We start from the raw sequence: 17,639 nt of genomic DNA, 5'->3' as shown, positions 1-17,639 counted from the left end.
CCCCTGTTGCACGGCGATTTGCCGCAACTGGCTGCCCGTTCCCCGGACGCCCATAAAGGCCAGTTCGGTCACCTGCTGGTGATCGGCGGGGACCGCGGCTTTGGCGGTGCCGCGCTGCTGAGCGCCGAAAGTGCCTTGCGCAGTGGTGCCGGTATGGTGTCCCTGGCAACGCGCCCTGAGCATGTGCCTGCAGCACTGGCCCGCTTGCCGGAAGTCATGACCGTGGGCGTGAGTTCGGCCAACCAGTTGATGGGCCTGCTGGAAAACATCTCGGTGATCGTCATTGGTCCGGGCCTGGGTGAGGCCGCGTGGGGCAAAAGCCTGCTGTCCGTTGCCGCCAACGCCAAACAGCCGCAAGTGTGGGACGCCGACGCTCTCAATCAATTGTCCAAAGGTGGCGTGAGCCTGCCGGTCAATTCGGTGATCACCCCGCATCCTGGCGAAGCTGCGCGCTTGATGGGCCTCTCGACAGCCGAGGTTCAGGCCGATCGTCTTAAGGTAGCGCGCGCGTTGAGCCAGAAATTCAACGCAGTGGCTATCCTCAAGGGTGCTGGCAGTTTGATTGCCAGCCCCGATGGGCGTGTGTCGCGGTGTGACCAAGGCCATCCGGCCATGGCAGCAGCAGGGTTGGGGGATGTACTGGCCGGATTGGTGGGCGCATTGCTGGCCCAGGGTATGCCAGCGTTCGAGGCAAGCTGCCTGGCTGTTTGGTTGCACGCCACGGCCGGAGATCGCCAGGGCACCTTCGGTCGTGGGTTGGCTGCCAGCGACCTGATACCGGCCATTCGTCAATTGTTGGAGGAGCAGTCGCCGTGCCTGAAGTAATCCTGTTTTTGGCCGATGAAGAGGCCATGGTTGCGTTCGGTCACCGCATCGCCCAGGTCACGGCCGGGGCGGGGCTGATTTTTCTCGAAGGTGACCTGGGGGCGGGCAAGACCACGTTGTCCCGGGGGATTATTCGCGGCTTGGGTCATACCGGCGCAGTAAAAAGCCCGACGTTCACCCTGGTAGAGCCTTACGAGATCGGCGACCTGCGCGCCTTTCATTTCGACCTCTATCGCCTGGTGGACCCCGAAGAGCTGGAGTACATGGGCATCCGGGATTACTTCGATGAAGATGCGCTGTGCCTGATCGAGTGGCCAGATAAAGGCACAGGCTTTTTGCCAAAGCCGGACCTGACCATTACCATTACGCCGCATGAAACGGGACGTCAGCTGAAGTTGTTGCCCCAGAGCGCGCGTGGCCAGTCGTGGTGCGCCGCTTTGGCATTGGAATTCAAATAATTGGTGGGGTTAGGTATGCGCTTTCGCGCGTTGGTTGCTGTCGTAGGGGTGTTGCTTGCGGCAATGACTGTCAATGCTCTGGCTGCTTCACAGGTAAAGAGTGTGCGCCTGTGGCGAGCGCCGGATAACACGCGACTGGTGTTTGACCTGTCTGGCCCGGTCCAGCACAGCGTCTTTACCCTGACGGCGCCCGATCGCCTGGTGATCGATATCAATGGTGCCACCCTGGGCGGGCCATTGAACGTGTCCACCGCCAATACCCCGATTACCGCCATGCGCTCGGCCCAGCGCACGCCGACCGATTTGCGCGTGGTCATCGACCTGAAAAAAGTCGTGACCCCGAAAAGCTTCTCCCTGGCCCCGAACGCCCAGTACGGCAACCGGTTGGTGGTCGACCTGTTCGACAACGCCGCCGACGCCAACCCGCCGCCTGCACCGCCGCCGAGCGTGGCGACGGTGCCTGCGGTACCGGTCAACCCATCGCAACCCCAGGTCAAGTTGCCGCCGTTGCCGCCTGCTCCTTCGGGCAAGCGTGACATTATCGTGGTGATCGACGCTGGCCACGGCGGTGAAGACCCAGGTGCCTCCGGCTCGCGCGGCCAGCATGAAAAAGACGTGGTGCTGGCGATTGCCCGTGAACTGCAGCGCCAGGTCAATGCCATGAAAGGCTACCGCGCCGAGCTGACGCGAACCGGCGACTACTTCATCCCGTTGCGCGGGCGTACCGAAATTGCCCGTAAGAAGGGCGCGGACCTGTTCGTATCGATCCACGCCGACGCCGCACCGTCCACCGCCGCGTTCGGCGCCTCGGTGTTTGCCTTGTCGGATCGCGGCGCCACATCCGAGACGGCCCGTTGGCTGGCCGACAGCGAAAACCGTTCCGACTTGATCGGCGGGGCCGGTAACGTGTCCCTGGATGACAAGGACAAGATGCTCGCCGGTGTGCTGCTCGACCTGTCGATGACCGCCTCGCTGACCTCCAGCTTGAACGTCGGCCAAAAGGTCTTGAGCAATATCGGCCGGGTGACCTCGTTGCACAAACAGCGCGTGGAGCAGGCTGGGTTCATGGTGTTGAAGTCGCCGGATATCCCGTCGATCCTGGTGGAAACCGGGTTTATCTCCAACGCCAACGAAGCGTCCAAGCTGGCCAGCGCCAGTCATCAGCAGGCGCTGGCGCGCTCCATCAGCGCCGGTGTGCGCCAGTTCTTCCAGCAGAATCCGCCGCCGGGTACCTACATTGCCTGGCTGCGCGACTCGGGCAAGATCGCTCAGGGGCCGCGTGACCATCGCGTACAACCTGGCGACACCCTGGCGATGCTGGCCGTGCGCTTCCAGGTGTCGTCCGCGACCTTGCGCAGTGCCAATAACCTGAAGACTGACGAATTGAAAGTCGGCCAGGTATTGACCATTCCTGGCACTGAACTGGCGGCGCAGTAATGAGTGAAACGATCTTGAACCACGGCTCGCGCATTGAGCTGCTCAGCCCGCGCCTTGCCAACCAGATTGCGGCGGGCGAGGTGGTTGAGCGCCCGGCTTCGGTGATCAAGGAACTGCTCGAAAACAGCATCGACTCCGGCGCCAAGCGCATCGACGTGGATGTGGAGCAGGGTGGCGTCAAGCTGCTACGGGTGCGGGATGACGGTAGCGGCATTTCCTCCGATGACCTGCCGCTGGCCCTGGCCCGTCACGCCACCAGCAAGATCCGTGACCTGGAAGACCTTGAACGGGTGATGAGCCTGGGCTTTCGCGGCGAGGCCCTGGCTTCCATCAGCTCCGTGGCCCGCCTGACCCTGACCTCGCGCACTCGCAGTGCCGAACAGGCTTGGCAGGTAGAAACCGAAGGCCGCGACATGGCGCCGCGTGTGCAGCCAGCGGCCCACCCGGTCGGCACCTCCGTAGAAGTGCGCGACCTGTTCTTCAATACCCCGGCGCGGCGTAAATTCCTCAAGGCCGAGAAGACCGAATTCGATCACCTGCAGGAAGTCATCAAGCGCCTGGCCTTGGCGCGCTTTGACGTAGCGTTCCACCTGCGCCACAACGGCAAGACCATCCTCAGCCTGCACGAAGCCCACGACGATGCCGCACGCGCGCGCCGGGTGTCGGCGATTTGTGGCGGCGGGTTCCTGGAGCAGGCGCTGCCGATCGAGATCGAGCGCAACGGCTTGCGTTTGTGGGGCTGGGTGGGGTTGCCGACCTTCTCTCGCAGCCAGGCCGACTTGCAGTACTTCTTCGTGAACGGCCGTGCGGTGCGCGACAAACTGGTGGCCCACGCGGTGCGCCAGGCGTATCGCGATGTGCTGTTCAATGGTCGCCATCCCACGTTTGTGTTGTTTTTTGAAGTCGACCCCTCTGTGGTGGACGTCAACGTGCACCCGACCAAGCACGAAGTGCGCTTCCGTGATGGGCGCATGGTGCATGACTTCCTCTATGGCACTTTGCACCGCGCCTTGGGCGATGTGCGCCCGGACGACCAACTGTCGGCACCCATCGTGACGGCAGTGGTGCGTCCAAGTGGTCCGGAGGCCGGTGAGTTCGGTCCCCAAGGCGAAATGAGCCTGGCGGGCAACCTGTTGCAATCGACACCGCCGCAACCGTCTTTCGCGGCGCCGGGGTCCGGCGCGGGTGCGGGTTACCAGTATCAATACACGCCGCGCCCCCAATCGGCGGTGCCGGTGGCTGAGGCCCAGGCGGCCTATCGAGAGTTTTTCGCGCCGCTGCCGGGTGCCGAGCCTGCTGCAGTGGCGTTGCCGGAGGGTGGTGGTGATATTCCGCCGCTGGGCTACGCGCTGGCGCAGCTCAAGGGTATCTATATCCTTGCGGAAAACGCCCACGGCCTGGTGCTGGTGGACATGCACGCCGCCCACGAGCGGATCATGTACGAGCGCCTCAAGATCGCCATGGCCAGTGAAGGCCTCAGCGGCCAGCCGCTGCTGGTGCCCGAATCCCTGGCGGTCAGCCAGCGCGAAGCCGATTGCGCTGAAGAGCACGCCGGCGTATTCCAGAGCCTGGGCTTCGAGCTACAGCGCCTGGGGCCGGAAACCCTGGCTATCCGCCAGATTCCTGCGCTGCTCAAGCAGGCCGAGGCCAATCGCCTGGTCGCCGATGTGCTGGCCGACCTGATGGAATACGGCACCAGTGACCGTGTCCAGGCCCATATCAACGAACTGCTGGGCACCATGGCCTGCCACGGCGCCATCCGCGCCAACCGCCGCCTGGCCCTGCCGGAAATGAACGGCCTGCTGCGGGACATGGAAAACACCGAGCGCAGCGGGCAATGCAACCATGGCCGACCGACCTGGACCCAAATGGGCCTCGACGATCTGGACAAACTGTTCTTGCGCGGTCGCTGATGAGTGCCTTGCCCCCCGCGATCTTCCTGATGGGCCCCACGGCCGCCGGCAAGACCGACCTGGCCATCGAACTCACCAAGGTACTGCCTTGTGAGCTGATCAGTGTCGACTCTGCGCTGGTTTACCGGGACATGGACATCGGCACGGCCAAGCCCTCCAAAGAACTGCTGGCCGAGTATCCGCATAAGCTGATCGACATCATCGACCCGTCCGAAAGCTATTCGGCGGCCGATTTCCGTACCGATGCCCTGGCCGCCATGGCCGAGATCACCGCGCGGGGCAATATTCCGTTGCTGGTGGGCGGCACGATGCTCTACTACAAGGCTTTGCAGGAAGGCCTGGCGGATATGCCGCCGGCCGATGCCCAGGTGCGCGCCGAGCTTGAGCAAGAGGCTGCACGCCTTGGCTGGCAAGCCCTGCACGATCAGTTGGCGGCCGTGGACCCGGTGTCGGCCGCGCGCATTCACCCCAATGACCCCCAGCGCCTCACCCGCGCCTTGGAAGTCTGGCGTGTGAGCGGCCAGACCATGACCGAGCATCGACTCAAACAAACTGCGCAAAGTGCCGACGCAGGCGCATCGGGCCAGTCACAATTGCCCTATACTGTGGCGAATCTGGCCATTGCTCCGGCAAATCGCCAGGTGCTGCACGAGCGAATTGCACAAAGATTCACAATTATGTTGGAACAGGGGTTTGTGGACGAGGTCGTAGCTCTGCGTTCCAGAGGTGACCTGCATCCAGGGTTACCTTCGATACGCGCTGTAGGCTATCGCCAAGTCTGGGATCACCTGGATGGCAAGCTGACGTCAGTCGAGATGCAGGAGCGCGGCATCATCGCCACGCGCCAATTGGCGAAACGCCAGTTCACCTGGTTGCGCAGCTGGAGCGATTTGCACTGGCTGGACAGCCTGGACAGCGACAATCTGTCACGCGCCTTGAAATACTTGGGAACGGTCTCCATATTGAGCTGAGTCCTTGCAATTGCCGTCTATCCTTGGGGGTGTGACGGCCATAAGCTATCTATTTTCCGATTTTTTATTATTGATCCTTAAAGGAGTGCGGCACATGTCAAAAGGGCATTCGCTACAAGACCCTTACTTGAATACTTTACGTAAAGAGAAAGTGGGGGTTTCCATCTACCTGGTCAACGGTATCAAGCTGCAAGGCACGATCGAGTCGTTCGACCAGTTCGTGATCCTGCTGAAAAACACCGTCAGCCAGATGGTTTACAAGCACGCTATCTCGACAGTGGTTCCAGTTCGTCCGATTCGTCTGCCTAGCGCAGCCGGTGACGAAGTGGGTGACGCTGAGCCAGGTAACGCCTGATAGGAGTCTCCTTTGTTCTTTGAGCGCCACGGTGGTGGTGAGCGGGTAATCCTCGTTCACTTGGATGGACAGGACCCTGAGGCGCGCGAAGATCCGCAGGAGTTTCAGGAGTTGGCAAATTCGGCCGGCGCCGAGACCGTTGCGTTTTTTAACGTGCCGCGTCATCGGCCAACCGCCAAATTCCTGATCGGCAGCGGCAAGGTCGAGGAACTTCGCGACCTGGTCCACGCCGAAGAAGCCGATCTGGTGATCTTCAATCACGTCCTTACGCCCAGTCAGGAGCGCAACCTCGAACGTGTCTTCGAGTGTCGCGTGATCGACCGTACGGGCCTGATCCTCGATATTTTCGCCCAACGCGCCCGTACCCATGAAGGCAAGCTCCAGGTTGAACTGGCCCAGCTTGACCACATGAGCACCCGCCTGGTTCGTGGCTGGACTCACCTTGAGCGTCAAGGTGGTGGTATCGGCATGCGCGGCCCGGGTGAAACCCAGCTCGAAACCGACCGGCGCCTGCTGCGGGTTCGCCTGCGCCAGATCAAGGGGCGCCTCGAAAAAGTCCGCAGCCAACGCGAGCAATCGCGGCGTGGCCGCTCCCGCGCGGATATCCCTACCGTGTCCCTGGTGGGCTATACCAACGCCGGCAAGTCCACGTTGTTCAATAACGTGACCAAATCCGACGTGTACGCGGCCGACCAATTGTTCGCTACCCTCGATCCGACCTTGCGGCGCCTGGACCTGGCCGACCTGGGGCCGATCGTCCTGGCCGACACGGTGGGTTTCATTCGCCACTTGCCCCACAAGCTGGTCGAGGCATTTCGGTCTACGCTCGAAGAGTCGAGCAATTCCGACCTGCTGTTGCACGTGATCGATGCGGCTGAACCGGATCGCATGTTGCAGATTGAACAGGTGATGCTGGTGTTGGGCGAGATTGGTGCCCAGGACTTGCCGATCCTTGAGGTCTATAACAAACTCGATTTGCTTGAAGGCGTTGAGCCACAAATCCAGCGTGACGAGAACGGCAAACCCCAGCGGGTATGGCTGTCAGCGCGTGATGGCAGTGGTTTGGAGTTGCTTGAACAAGCCATTGCCGAGTTGCTTGGCAGCGATTTGTTCGTCGGCACCTTGCGCTTGCCCCAGCGTTTTGCTCGACTGCGTGCACAGTTTTTCGAGTTGGGCGCGGTACAGAAAGAAGAACACGACGAAGAAGGTGTCAGCTTGCTGGCCGTTCGATTGCCACGCGCGGAGCTGAATCGGCTGGTTAGCCGTGAAGGTGTTGTACCGACAGAGTTCATCGAACAACACACTTTGCAATAAAAGCCTCCGAAAGCGGTTGTGCCGCCGTAGCAGGCATTCTGTAGCATTGGTCGGCGCGCCGTGGGTGCGTCTTTGCTTTATCAGATGGAGAGCGCTATGGCTTGGAATGAGCCGGGTGGCAACTCGAATAATCAGGATCCTTGGGGTGGTAAACGCCGCAATAATGGCGACCGCAAGGGGCCACCAGATCTCGACGAGGCCTTCCGAAAGCTGCAGGAAAGCCTGAATGGGTTGTTCGGTGGTGGGAAAAAACGTGGTGGTGACGACGGCGGTCGCACAAGCAAGGGCGGCGGCTATGGCCTGCTGGGCCTGGGGCTTGTCGTGCTGGCGGCCGTTTGGCTGTACAGCGCGGTCTATGTGGTGGACGAGCAGGAGCAAGCCGTGGTGCTGCGCTTCGGCAAGTACTACGAGACTGTCGGTCCTGGCCTGAATATCTACTTCCCGCCGATCGACAAGAAGTACATGGAAAACGTCACGCGTGAGCGTGCCTACACCAAGCAGGGCCAGATGCTGACCGAAGACGAGAACATCGTCGAAGTGCCGCTGACCGTGCAGTACAAGATCAGCAACCTGCAGGACTTCGTGCTGAACGTTGATCAGCCGGAAATCAGCCTGCAACACGCAACCGAAAGCGCCCTGCGCCATGTGGTGGGTTCCACCGCCATGGACCAGGTGTTGACCGAAGGTCGTGAATTGATGGCCAGCGAAATCAAGGAGCGCCTGCAACGGTTCCTCGATACCTATCGCACCGGTATCACCGTGACCCAGGTGAACGTACAGAGCGCAGCGGCACCGCGTGAAGTGCAGGAAGCCTTCGATGACGTGATCCGCGCCCGTGAAGACGAGCAGCGTTCGCGCAACCAGGCGGAAACCTACGCCAACGGCGTGGTGCCGGAAGCCCGCGGTCAGGCCCAGCGTATCCTTGAGGATGCCAACGGTTACCGTGACGAAGTGGTCTCCCGTGCCAAGGGTGAGGCCGATCGCTTCACCAAGCTGGTCGCCGAGTACCGCAAGGCCCCTGAAGTGACCCGTGAGCGTCTGTACCTGGACACCATGCAGGAAGTCTTCAGCAACACCAGCAAGGTGCTCGTAACCGGCAGCAAAGGTGGGCAGAACAACCTGCTGTACCTGCCGCTGGACAAGATGATCGAAGGTGGTCGTAGCGGTTCCAGCGCGCCGTCCAGCAGTTCGAATGCCGCTGCCAACGAAGCGAGCGCCCGTGCGGCCGCTGACTTGCTGCAACAGCAAACACGTACCAGGGAGAGTCGTTGATGAGCAATAAATCGCTGACAGCCCTGATTGTGGGTGTCGTCGTTGTCATCGCTGCCTGGAACTGCTTCTACATCGTGTCTCAGACCGAGCGCGCGGTGTTGCTGCAATTCGGTCGTGTGGTGCAGGCGGATGTCCAGCCGGGTTTGCATGTGAAGGTCCCCTACGTCAACCAGGTGCGCAAGTTCGACGGCCGCCTGATGACCCTGGATGCACCGACGCAACGCTTCCTGACCCTGGAAAAGAAAGCCGTGATGGTTGACGCCTACGCCAAGTGGCGCGTCAAGGATGCCGAGCGCTTCTACACCGCCACGTCCGGCCTCAAGCAGATTGCCGACGAACGCTTGTCGCGCCGTCTGGAGTCGGGCCTGCGTGACCAGTTTGGTAAGCGCACCCTGCACGAGGTGGTATCCGGTGAGCGTGACGCGCTGATGGCTGACATCACGCGTTCGTTGAACACCATGGCGGAAAAAGAGCTGGGCATCGAAGTGATCGATGTTCGGGTCAAGGCCATCGACCTGCCTAAAGAAGTGAACCGCAGCGTGTTCGAGCGTATGAGCACCGAGCGTGAGCGTGAAGCGCGTGAGCATCGCGCCAAGGGTAACGAGTTGGCTGAAGGTATCCGTGCGGATGCCGACCGTCAGCGCCGTGTACTGCTGGCAGAGGCCTATCGCGAGTCTGAAGAGGCCCGTGGTGACGGTGATGCCCAGGCTGCGGCGATCTACGCCAAGGCTTACGGCCAGGACCAGGAGTTCTACGCGTTCTACCGTAGCCTGCGTGCCTACCGTGAAAGCTTCGCGAACAAAACCGACGTCATGGTGCTGGACCCAAGTAGCGATTTCTTCCGCTACCTGGAAAAAGCCAAGTAATCAGCTCGTCACTGTGTAGGACGCACTCCGTCGGGCGGCTAAAACGCCTGGCGGGGTGATCCTTTCAGAAAACGGGTGTATGATGCGGCAGCCGGGAAATTCCCGGCTTTTTTGCGTCTGCATGTTTGATTCGGCAGGCGTGACAGGTTTTTCGAGGAAAGTGCCCGACGAGGCCGGTTACAGGTCGTTCGTCACGTCGCTCTTGCGCGTGGTTTATGCAAGGGGCGGGCGTTTTCTGCTTCACTCAAGGCTCGGCCGAGGGCTGGCCGCCCGGATCAAAGGGGAATGGCGTAATGGCAACGGTAGACCGCTGGCTGCTGCCAGATGGCATCGAAGAAGTACTGCCACCAGAAGCTGCGCGCATTGAAGTAGCGCGTCGCCAGGTGTTGGATCTGTTCCAGAGCTGGGGTTACGAGTTTGTCGTGACCCCCCATATCGAGTACCTGGAATCCCTGCTGACCGGCGCGGGCCAGGACCTGGATCTGCGCACCTTCAAGGTCATCGACCCGCAATCGGGCCGGCAAATGGGTTTCCGTGCCGACATCACGCCGCAAGTGGCGCGCATCGATGCGCACACCTTGCGCCGTGAAGGCCCGAGCCGCTTGTGCTACGCCGGCAGCGTGCTGCATGCACAGCCGCGTGCGTTGTCGTCTTCGCGCAGCCCGATCCAGTTGGGCGCCGAGTTGTACGGCGATGCCAGCCCGAGCAGCGACGTTGAAGTGATCAGCTTGATGCTGGCCATGCTGCAACTGGCTGACGTACCCGATGTCCACATGGACCTGGGCCACGTCGGTATTTACCGTGGCCTGGCCCGTGCGGCCGGTTTGTCCGGTGAAGTAGAGCAACAGTTGTTCGATGCCCTGCAGCGCAAGGCGATCGATGAAGTGATCGCCCTGACCGAAGGCGTGCCTGCGGACCTGGCCGGCATGCTGCGTGCCCTGGTAAACCTGTGTGGCGGCCGTGAAGTGCTGGCGGCAGCGCGTGAGCGCCTGGCGAATGCGCCGGCCCCGGTATTGGCGGCACTGGACGATGTACTGGCGATTGCCGAGCAGTTGTCGGCGCGGTTCCCGGAGTTGCCGCTGTATTTCGACCTGGGTGAGTTGCGCGGTTACCACTACCACACCGGTGTGGTGTTCGCGGTGTTTGTACCGGGTGTTGGCCAGGCCATCGCCCAAGGCGGTCGTTATGACGATATCGGCGCCGACTTCGGTCGTGCGCGTCCGGCCACCGGCTTTTCCACCGATTTGAAAACCCTGGTGACCCTGGGGCGTGCTGAGGTCGAGCTGCCGTCTGGTGGCATCTGGATGCCCGACAGTACGGACGCAGCACTCTGGCAGCAGGTTTGCCAGTTGCGCAGTGAGGGTCAGCGTGTCGTCCAGGCCTTGCCTGGGCAGCCATTGGCCGCCGCCCGTGAAGCGGACTGCGACCAGCAATTGATTCTGCAGAACGGGCTTTGGCAAGTATCGCCACTGGCTTCTTGAGTTTTCCTGCCGGCCATCGCCGGCACCAAGTTTGCGCGAATGAGGACAAGTGTTATGGGTAAGAATGTCGTAGTCCTGGGCACCCAATGGGGTGATGAGGGCAAAGGCAAGATCGTTGATCTGCTGACCGAACATGCCGCTGCCGTAGTGCGCTACCAAGGTGGCCACAACGCTGGCCACACCCTGGTGATCGATGGCGAAAAAACCGTCTTGCACCTGATCCCATCGGGCGTGCTGCGCGAAGGCGTGCAGTGCCTGATCGGCAACGGCGTAGTGGTTGCACCTGACGCCCTGCTGCGCGAGATCGTCAAGCTGGAAGAGAAAGGTGTACCGGTGCGTGAGCGCCTGCGCATCAGCCCGTCCTGCCCGCTGATCCTGTCCTTCCACGTCGCGCTGGACCAAGCCCGTGAAAAGGCCCGTGGCGAGCTGAAGATCGGCACCACCGGTCGCGGCATCGGCCCGGCCTACGAAGACAAGGTTGCACGCCGTGGCCTGCGTGTGGGCGACCTGCTCAACATGCCGCGCTTTGAAGACAAGCTGCGTGAACTGGTGGATTACCACAACTTCATGCTGGTGGGTTACTACAAAGAGCCGGCCATCGAGTTCGAAAAGACCCTGGCTGAGTGCAAGGAATACGCTGAGCTGCTCAAGCCGCTGATGCTGGATGTGACCGCCGAGCTGCACGACCTGCGTCGCGCTGGCAAGGACATCATGTTCGAAGGCGCCCAAGGCTCCCTGCTGGACATCGACCACGGCACCTACCCGTACGTGACCAGTTCCAACACCACCGCTGGCGGCGTTGCAACCGGTTCCGGCGTTGGCCCGATGTTCCTGGACTACATCCTGGGCATCACCAAGGCCTACACCACTCGCGTAGGTTCGGGCCCGTTCCCGACTGAGCTGTTCGACGAAGTCGGCGCTCACCTGGCCAAGCAAGGCCACGAGTTCGGCGCCACCACTGGCCGTGCCCGTCGTTGCGGCTGGTTCGACGCCGTTATCCTGCGTCGCGCTATCGATGTGAACAGCATCTCGGGCATCTGCCTGACCAAGCTGGACGTACTCGACGGTCTGGAAACCATCAATATCTGCATCGGCTACAAAGACGCAAACGGTAATGATGTTGCCCCGACCGACGCTGACAGCTACGTAGGCCTGCAGCCTGTGTACGAAGAAGTGCCGGGCTGGACCGAATCGACCGTGGGCGCCAAGACCCTGGAAGAGCTGCCAGCTAACGCCCGCGCTTACATCAAGCGTGTAGAAGCACTGATCGGCGCGCCAATCGACATTATTTCGACGGGCCCTGACCGCAACGAAACCATCGTTCTGCGTCACCCGTTCGCGTAATAAGCTGTTGATGTAAAAAGCAAAGGGCTCCTTCGGGAGCCCTTTGTCGTTTCTGCCGCCTGGGCGGCACGACCCTTGCTTTGGTTCTCTCTTTCGCGGTGCTATCAAATTAATGGCACCCGTGGTGGAGGGATTTCCGATGTCTGCCGTTCTCTCATTGTTACAAAGCCGTCTGTTGCGGCCGGTGTTCGTTACCCTGGGTATCGCTCTTTTGGTGCAAGTGTTGGTGGCTGTCGCTCTGACGCGGAGCACGGTGAGTGCGTTGGAAGCCGATTTGGGCAATCGCCTGGGTATCGACAGCCAGAAACTGTCTGGTGAGCTGGCGCAAGCGGGCAAGGAAGTCACATCCAGTCTCGACAGCTTGTCGACCAGCACTCGTCAGCGTCTGACCGCAGGGCTTTCGACCCGCCTGCAGGAAGAGCAGAAGCAACTGCGTGCGACCCTGGAAAAAGACCTGAAAGACTCTGCCAATGACATGGCCCAACTCTTGGCCTCGGTGGCGCCGCGTGCCATGTGGGACAGTGATGTGCCGACGCTGTCGGAGTTTGCCCGGCGTGCCCAGCGTAATCCCAACGTGTTGTTCGTGGTCTACGACGATGCGGCGGGGGAGCATTTGACCCGGTACCTGAACCGGGAAAACCCGATCAACAAGGCGTTGCTGGAAAAAGGCCAGGGCGACCGAGCCCTGGACAAAGTGTTGAATGCCGCCAAGAACGACCCGTCGGTGTACTACGTCGAAGCTTCCATCAGCCCTAACGGTGTGGAGATCGGTAAAGTGCTCATGGGCGTCTCGACCGCGTCGGTAGAGGCGGACTTGCAGGCGCTGGATAAACGCTTTGCTGCGCTGATCGCCAGCGGTGATCAACTGGTCGGCGACAGCCTCAAGGGCGCCGCAGCGGACAGCGCGACCGCCATGGGCGCGCGCCTGCAATCGGCGCAAGCCACTGCCACCCAAATGACCGCCAACACCACCAGCGCTGTACAGGAGGCCGCCGGCACCCTGCGTTGGCGCATCGGCTTGGGCCTCGCCATTGTCGGGTTCGGCGTGTTGCTGCTGATCGCTATCGTGCTGGGCCGGCGCGTGGTCAATCGCCTGAAGCTGCTGATCGCGGCCATGGACGACTTGGCGGCGGGTGAGGGTGACCTCACCAAGCGCGTGCAAATCAGCAGCAAGGACGAGATCGGCGACATGGCCTCGGCGGTTAACCGCTTTGTGGATAAGTTGCAACCCATCGTGCGTGAAGCAGGCGATGTGGCCCAGCGTACCGGCGTGGAAATTGGTGCGATGACCTTGCGCAATGCTGGCGCCGATGCGGCGGCCGGTTTGCAGCGTGATGAGGTGGCCGAGAGCTTGCGCGCCCTGTCGCAAATGGCCGATGAGGCCCAGGCCGAAAGCCATGCCATGCAGGCCGCGTTGCAGCAGGTGGTGGATATTCGCCAGGCCACGGATGAGAACTCGCGCACTTCGGCGGAGGTCGGCGGCTTGATCGAGGCGTTGGCGGGGCAGGTACAGGCCGGCTCCAAGGTGATCGAGCGCCTGGCCCAGCAAAGCGAACAGATCGAAGTGGTGCTGACGGTGATCCACGGCATCGCTGAGCAAACCAACCTGCTGGCCCTCAACGCGGCCATCGAAGCGGCGCGTGCTGGCGAGACGGGTCGTGGTTTTGCGGTGGTGGCCGACGAGGTGCGTGCGCTGGCCAGTAAGACCCAAAGCTCCACGGGTGATATCCAGGCGCATATCGTTGCGCTGCAGCAGGGCGCCCGTGAGGCGGTGGAAACCATCGGCAAGGCTGGGCGCCAGGCCAACGAAGGCTTGTTGGTGCTACGCGACAGTGTGCGCTTGCAGCAGACGGTGCAGGCCTCGGTGGAACAGGTGCATGCAGCGATTGGCTTGGCCACGCGTGCGGCGGAGCATCAGGCGCAGGGCGCACATGCAGTGCGCGGGCGGGTCGAGGTGATTCACGCCCAGGCTGAGCGCGCGGCGCAGGCGGTGGTGGAGACGACCGCCAGTGGCAAGGTGCTGGATGGGTTGGCGGCGCAGTTGAAGGCGAGTTTGGGGCAGTTTCGCGCCTAGTGTTGCCTGTGCCGACGCTTTCGCGAGCAAGCCCGCTCCCACATTTGGAATGCATTTCAACATGTGGGAGTGGGCTCGCTCGCGAAGGCAGTGTCAGCGGCTCAGATACATCCGGGTCGTGAGCAGGTACACCGGCAACCCCGAGACCAAAATCAACAACGCCGCATATGGCGCCGCCGCCGCAAACTCCACATTCGAGGTGTGCGCCCACACCGCCGTCGCCAGGGTATTCAGCCCGGTCGGACTCAGCAGCAGTGTCGCCGTCAATTCCTTCATCGCATCCAAAAACACCAACGCAAACGCCGCCCCCAGTGCCGGGAAGATAATCGGCAGGGTCACCCGGCAAAACGCGCTGAACGACGACGCGCCCAGTGTGCGCGCAGCCTCTTCCAACTGCGGCGCGGCCTTATTCAGCGCCGTACGAATCGGCGCCTGGGCCAGCGGCAAAAACAGCAGCGCATAGGCAATCAGCAATAGCGCGGAGGTCTGGTATAGCGCCGGCACGTAGTGCAGGGCGAAATACACCAGCGTCAACGCAATCACCAACCCAGGCAGGGCATGCAGCAGGTACGGCAAGCGCTCGGCCCAGATGGCCAGTTGGCCTTTATAGCGCACCACCAGCAATCCCACCGGCACCGCCAATACCAGGCACAACGCCGCGCCACCGAGCGACAGGGCCAGTGACGACAGCAGCGCTTCGCTGATCTCGGCTACCGGAAACGCTGCCGATGAACCCACTGCCAGCCAGTAGCCGAGCATCCCAAGGGGGATCCCGCTGCCAATGATCGCCAGTGCCAGGCAATACACCTGGCCCAGCGGCGCCCATTTACCCAGTCGGACCTGCTCGGCATGCCGTGCTGCGCCCTGGCCGATGCGTACATGTCGGCCCTTGCCACGCACCCGCAACTCCAGCCACAGCAGGGTCAGGCACATGACCAGCAACACTGCCGAGAGCATCGCGGCGTTGGTGTTGCTGAATTCCAGTTCGAATTGTTGATAAATCGCGGTGGTAAAGGTTTGCAGGCCAATGATCGATAGCGCACCGAATTCCACCAGCATATGCAATGCGATCAACAGCGCCCCGGCCAGCAGTGATGGCCAGAGCAATGGCAGCGTGATGCGAAAAAACACGCCCCAGCGATTCAGGCCCAGGGTGCGGGCCGACTCTTCAAGGGCAGGGTCGAGGTTGCGCAGGGTGGCTGCCACTGGCAGAAATACCAGGGGGTATTTGGATAGGCTCATCACCAGGATCGCTCCGCCCAGCCCTTCGAAGTTGGCGCTCAGCGAAACCCAGGTAAAGCTGCTGACAAACGCTGGCACCGCAAATGGCAGGCACAGGATCACGCCCCAAATGCGCCGCCCCGGCAGGTTGCTACGTTCCAGCAGCCAGGCCAGGGACAGGCCCACTACGCCGCACGCCACCGTCACCCCGACCATCAACGCCAGGGTATTGCGCAGCAGTCCGAATACGTACGGCCGCCATAGCAGGTGCACCGCTTCCTGCCAGCCCGCCTGCCAGGCCTTGGTCCCGACATACACCAGCGGCAATAGGCTCAGGCCTACCAAGAACAGCACGGGCAGTAGCAGCCAGATCGATGGGCGTTTACGGCGAGGAATAAAACCCCCGCGCAGGGCGGGGGCGGGTAGCGATGGGTTCATCAGTTCAAGCCAACGTCACGTTCCAAGTCCAGGGCTTCTTCGGCGTTACCCAGGTCTGCCGGGGTGACTTTCGGCGGTTGCAGTTCGCTGAAAGGCTTGAGGCCACGGTTGGATTCCATGCCCTTGCGCAGCGGGTATTCCGCCGAAGTGTTGGTGATTACGCGCTGGCCTTCTTCGCTGGCCATGAACGCCAGCAGCTGCTGGGCTTCCTTGGGGTGTTTGCTGGATTTCAGCGCGGCTGCCGAAGACACCGTGATCAGGCCGCCGGCATCACCGTCGGTGAAGTAGTGCAGCTGGGAGTCCAGGTTGGTTTTTTCTTTCTTCAGCGCAAACCAGTAGTAGTTGTTCACCAGCACGGTGGCCACTTCGCCATTTTCAACGGCTTTGAGGGCGACCATGTTGTTGCTGTACACCTTGCCGAAGGCGCGCAGACCGGTCAGCCATTCTTCGGCGGCATCGCGACCGTGCAGCTTGATGATTGCTACGGCTTGTTCCTGGAAGGCGCCGCTGGTGGGCACGAAGCCGACTTTGCCCTGCCACTCGGGGCCGGCGAAATCCAGTACCGACTTGGGCAGGTCTTTTTCGGCGATCAGTTTTGGGTTGAAGGCCACGACGCGGGTGCGGGCGGTAACGCCCATCCAGTCGCCGTTGGCGCCCACGTAATCCTTGGGCAATACGTCGAGGGTGCTGGCGTCGATCTTGGCCAGCATGCCTTGCTCGCCGAGTTTGTTCAGCGGCGGCGATTCTTCGGTGTAGATCACGTCGGCAGGGGAGCGGTCACCCTCTTCCACGACCTGGCTGGCGAGCTGGTTGCTGCTGCCTTTGCGTACGTTGACGTGGATGCCGGTCTTGGCTTCAAAGGCCTTGGCGAGTTCATCACCGACTTCTTTGTGCTGGCCGTTGTACAGGGTCAGGGAAACCTTGTCGGCAGAATAAGCGGCTGGCGAAAGCAGGGTCAGGCTGAGCAGAGTGAGGGTCAGGCCACGCAGAAGGGATGTCTTGAGACGGGTATCGCGGATCATCATCCGAAGTGTTCCTCGCTTGTATGCAACAAATCATTGCAAGGATAAACGATAAAACTTCTCAAGTGCGGCGAAGGGGTGAATTGCGGGTGGAGTTTTTCAACCCCAGAAACGAAAAAACCCGCTTTCGCGGGTTTGATCTGAATTTGGTGCCCAGGAGAAGACTCGAACTTCCACGACCTTGCGATCACCAGCACCTGAAGCTGGCGTGTCTACCAATTTCACCACCTGGGCATTATCAAGCAACGTTGCCGCTGTTGATGGGACGAACTATACGGAGGCCTTTTTGATCTGTAAACCCCTGATTCAAAAAAATAAATCGAGATTCTCGTTAAAAATCAAAGGCCTGAAACGAAAAAACCCGCTTTCGCGGGTTTGATCTGAATTTGGTGCCCAGGAGAAGACTCGAACTTCCACGACCTTGCGATCACCAGCACCTGAAGCTGGCGTGTCTACCAATTTCACCACCTGGGCAACATCAACAACGTTGCTGTCGTCGATGGCGCGCACTATACGGAGGGGTTCCTTGGCTGTAAACCCCCGGCATGAAAAAAGCCTGGAAAATTTCGCCAGTGGTCGTGCAAGGTGCTCGCCGGGTGGCTGAAGCAGGCTTTTAAAGGCTTGTTGGCGTCTGAAATTTCCCGTTTC

General features: G+C 61.2%; 13 protein-coding genes, 2 tRNA genes and 2 pseudogenes. 13 read left to right on the top strand and 4 right to left on the bottom strand.

Going from position 1 to position 17,639, the window contains the following annotated elements; translation table 11 throughout:
• The 13 genes and pseudogenes from DYL59_RS28175 to DYL59_RS32175 form a co-directional block, all read left to right on the top strand.
• Positions 1-825 (top strand): NAD(P)H-hydrate dehydratase (locus DYL59_RS28175; RefSeq protein ID WP_238340775.1); only part of this gene is annotated, 825 nt, incomplete at its 5' end.
• The gene (gene tsaE, locus DYL59_RS28170) at positions 813-1,283 is read left to right on the top strand and encodes a tRNA (adenosine(37)-N6)-threonylcarbamoyltransferase complex ATPase subunit type 1 TsaE (protein ID WP_135292077.1); all 471 of its coding nucleotides are present in this window, start codon (positions 813-815) and stop codon (positions 1,281-1,283) included. The genes DYL59_RS28175 and tsaE, both read left to right, overlap by 13 nt.
• A gap of 15 nt (positions 1,284-1,298) precedes the next feature.
• A complete protein-coding gene (locus DYL59_RS28165; RefSeq protein WP_135292076.1) occupies positions 1,299-2,720 on the top strand; it encodes an N-acetylmuramoyl-L-alanine amidase in 1,422 nt (473 codons plus the stop codon).
• Positions 2,720-4,633 carry a DNA mismatch repair endonuclease MutL gene (gene mutL, locus DYL59_RS28160; protein ID WP_135292075.1) on the top strand — a complete coding sequence of 638 codons (1,914 nt, stop codon included), beginning with the start codon at positions 2,720-2,722 and terminating at the stop codon, positions 4,631-4,633. Before DYL59_RS28165 ends, mutL begins: the two co-directional genes overlap by 1 nt.
• Positions 4,633-5,604 carry a tRNA (adenosine(37)-N6)-dimethylallyltransferase MiaA gene (gene miaA / locus DYL59_RS28155; RefSeq protein WP_135292074.1) on the top strand — a complete coding sequence of 324 codons (972 nt, stop codon included), beginning with the start codon at positions 4,633-4,635 and terminating at the stop codon, positions 5,602-5,604. The genes mutL and miaA overlap by 1 nt, the downstream gene beginning before the upstream one ends.
• Before the next feature lie 94 nt (positions 5,605-5,698).
• Entirely contained in the window at positions 5,699-5,959 is a 261-nt protein-coding gene (gene hfq / locus DYL59_RS28150; protein WP_071482778.1) for an RNA chaperone Hfq, read from the top strand.
• Positions 5,960-5,971: 12 nt separating this feature from the next.
• Positions 5,972-7,273, top strand: coding sequence for a ribosome rescue GTPase HflX (hflX, locus tag DYL59_RS28145; RefSeq protein ID WP_135292073.1), 1,302 nt, complete (start codon positions 5,972-5,974; stop codon positions 7,271-7,273).
• A 96-nt stretch (positions 7,274-7,369) separates the two neighbouring features.
• Positions 7,370-8,545, top strand: a complete 1,176-nt coding sequence (gene hflK, locus DYL59_RS28140; RefSeq protein WP_135292072.1) for an FtsH protease activity modulator HflK — start codon at positions 7,370-7,372, stop codon at positions 8,543-8,545.
• Positions 8,545-9,411 carry a protease modulator HflC gene (gene hflC / locus DYL59_RS28135; RefSeq protein ID WP_105695167.1) on the top strand — a complete coding sequence of 289 codons (867 nt, stop codon included), beginning with the start codon at positions 8,545-8,547 and terminating at the stop codon, positions 9,409-9,411. Before hflK ends, hflC begins: the two co-directional genes overlap by 1 nt.
• A gap of 293 nt (positions 9,412-9,704) precedes the next feature.
• Positions 9,705-10,892, top strand: a complete 1,188-nt coding sequence (locus DYL59_RS28130; RefSeq protein WP_135292071.1) for an ATP phosphoribosyltransferase regulatory subunit — start codon at positions 9,705-9,707, stop codon at positions 10,890-10,892.
• Positions 10,893-10,946: 54 nt separating this feature from the next.
• Positions 10,947-12,236: an adenylosuccinate synthase gene (locus DYL59_RS28125; RefSeq protein WP_135292070.1), complete on the top strand. Its 1,290-nt coding sequence runs from the start codon at positions 10,947-10,949 to the stop codon at positions 12,234-12,236.
• A gap of 112 nt (positions 12,237-12,348) precedes the next feature.
• Positions 12,349-13,404: pseudogene (locus DYL59_RS32180) on the top strand (methyl-accepting chemotaxis protein); the annotation flags it as partial.
• Positions 13,405-13,794: 390 nt separating this feature from the next.
• Positions 13,795-14,310 (top strand): annotated as a pseudogene (locus DYL59_RS32175) (methyl-accepting chemotaxis protein); the annotation flags it as partial.
• Positions 14,311-14,403: 93 nt separating this feature from the next.
• On the opposite strand, the gene DYL59_RS28115 reads toward DYL59_RS32175, so the two are convergent.
• From DYL59_RS28115 to DYL59_RS28100, 4 genes are all read right to left on the bottom strand, one after another.
• Positions 14,404-15,969, bottom strand: coding sequence for an ABC transporter permease (locus DYL59_RS28115; protein WP_135292068.1), 1,566 nt, complete (start codon positions 15,967-15,969; stop codon positions 14,404-14,406).
• Complete coding sequence (locus DYL59_RS28110) at positions 15,969-16,994, bottom strand: extracellular solute-binding protein (protein ID WP_135292067.1); 1,026 nt, start codon at positions 16,992-16,994, stop codon at positions 15,969-15,971. Before DYL59_RS28110 ends, DYL59_RS28115 begins: the two co-directional genes overlap by 1 nt.
• Positions 16,995-17,138: 144 nt before the next feature.
• Positions 17,139-17,225: transfer RNA gene (locus tag DYL59_RS28105), tRNA-Leu, on the bottom strand.
• A gap of 153 nt (positions 17,226-17,378) precedes the next feature.
• A tRNA-Leu gene (locus DYL59_RS28100) sits at positions 17,379-17,465 on the bottom strand.
• Positions 17,466-17,639: the final 174 nt, after the last annotated feature.

It is taken from the genome of Pseudomonas kairouanensis, assembly GCF_004682055.1.
GTDB classification, from domain to species: domain Bacteria; phylum Pseudomonadota; class Gammaproteobacteria; order Pseudomonadales; family Pseudomonadaceae; genus Aquipseudomonas; species Aquipseudomonas kairouanensis.
The sequence above is the reverse complement of the archived record's forward strand: the minus strand, read 5'-3'. Positions and strand labels throughout refer to the sequence as shown.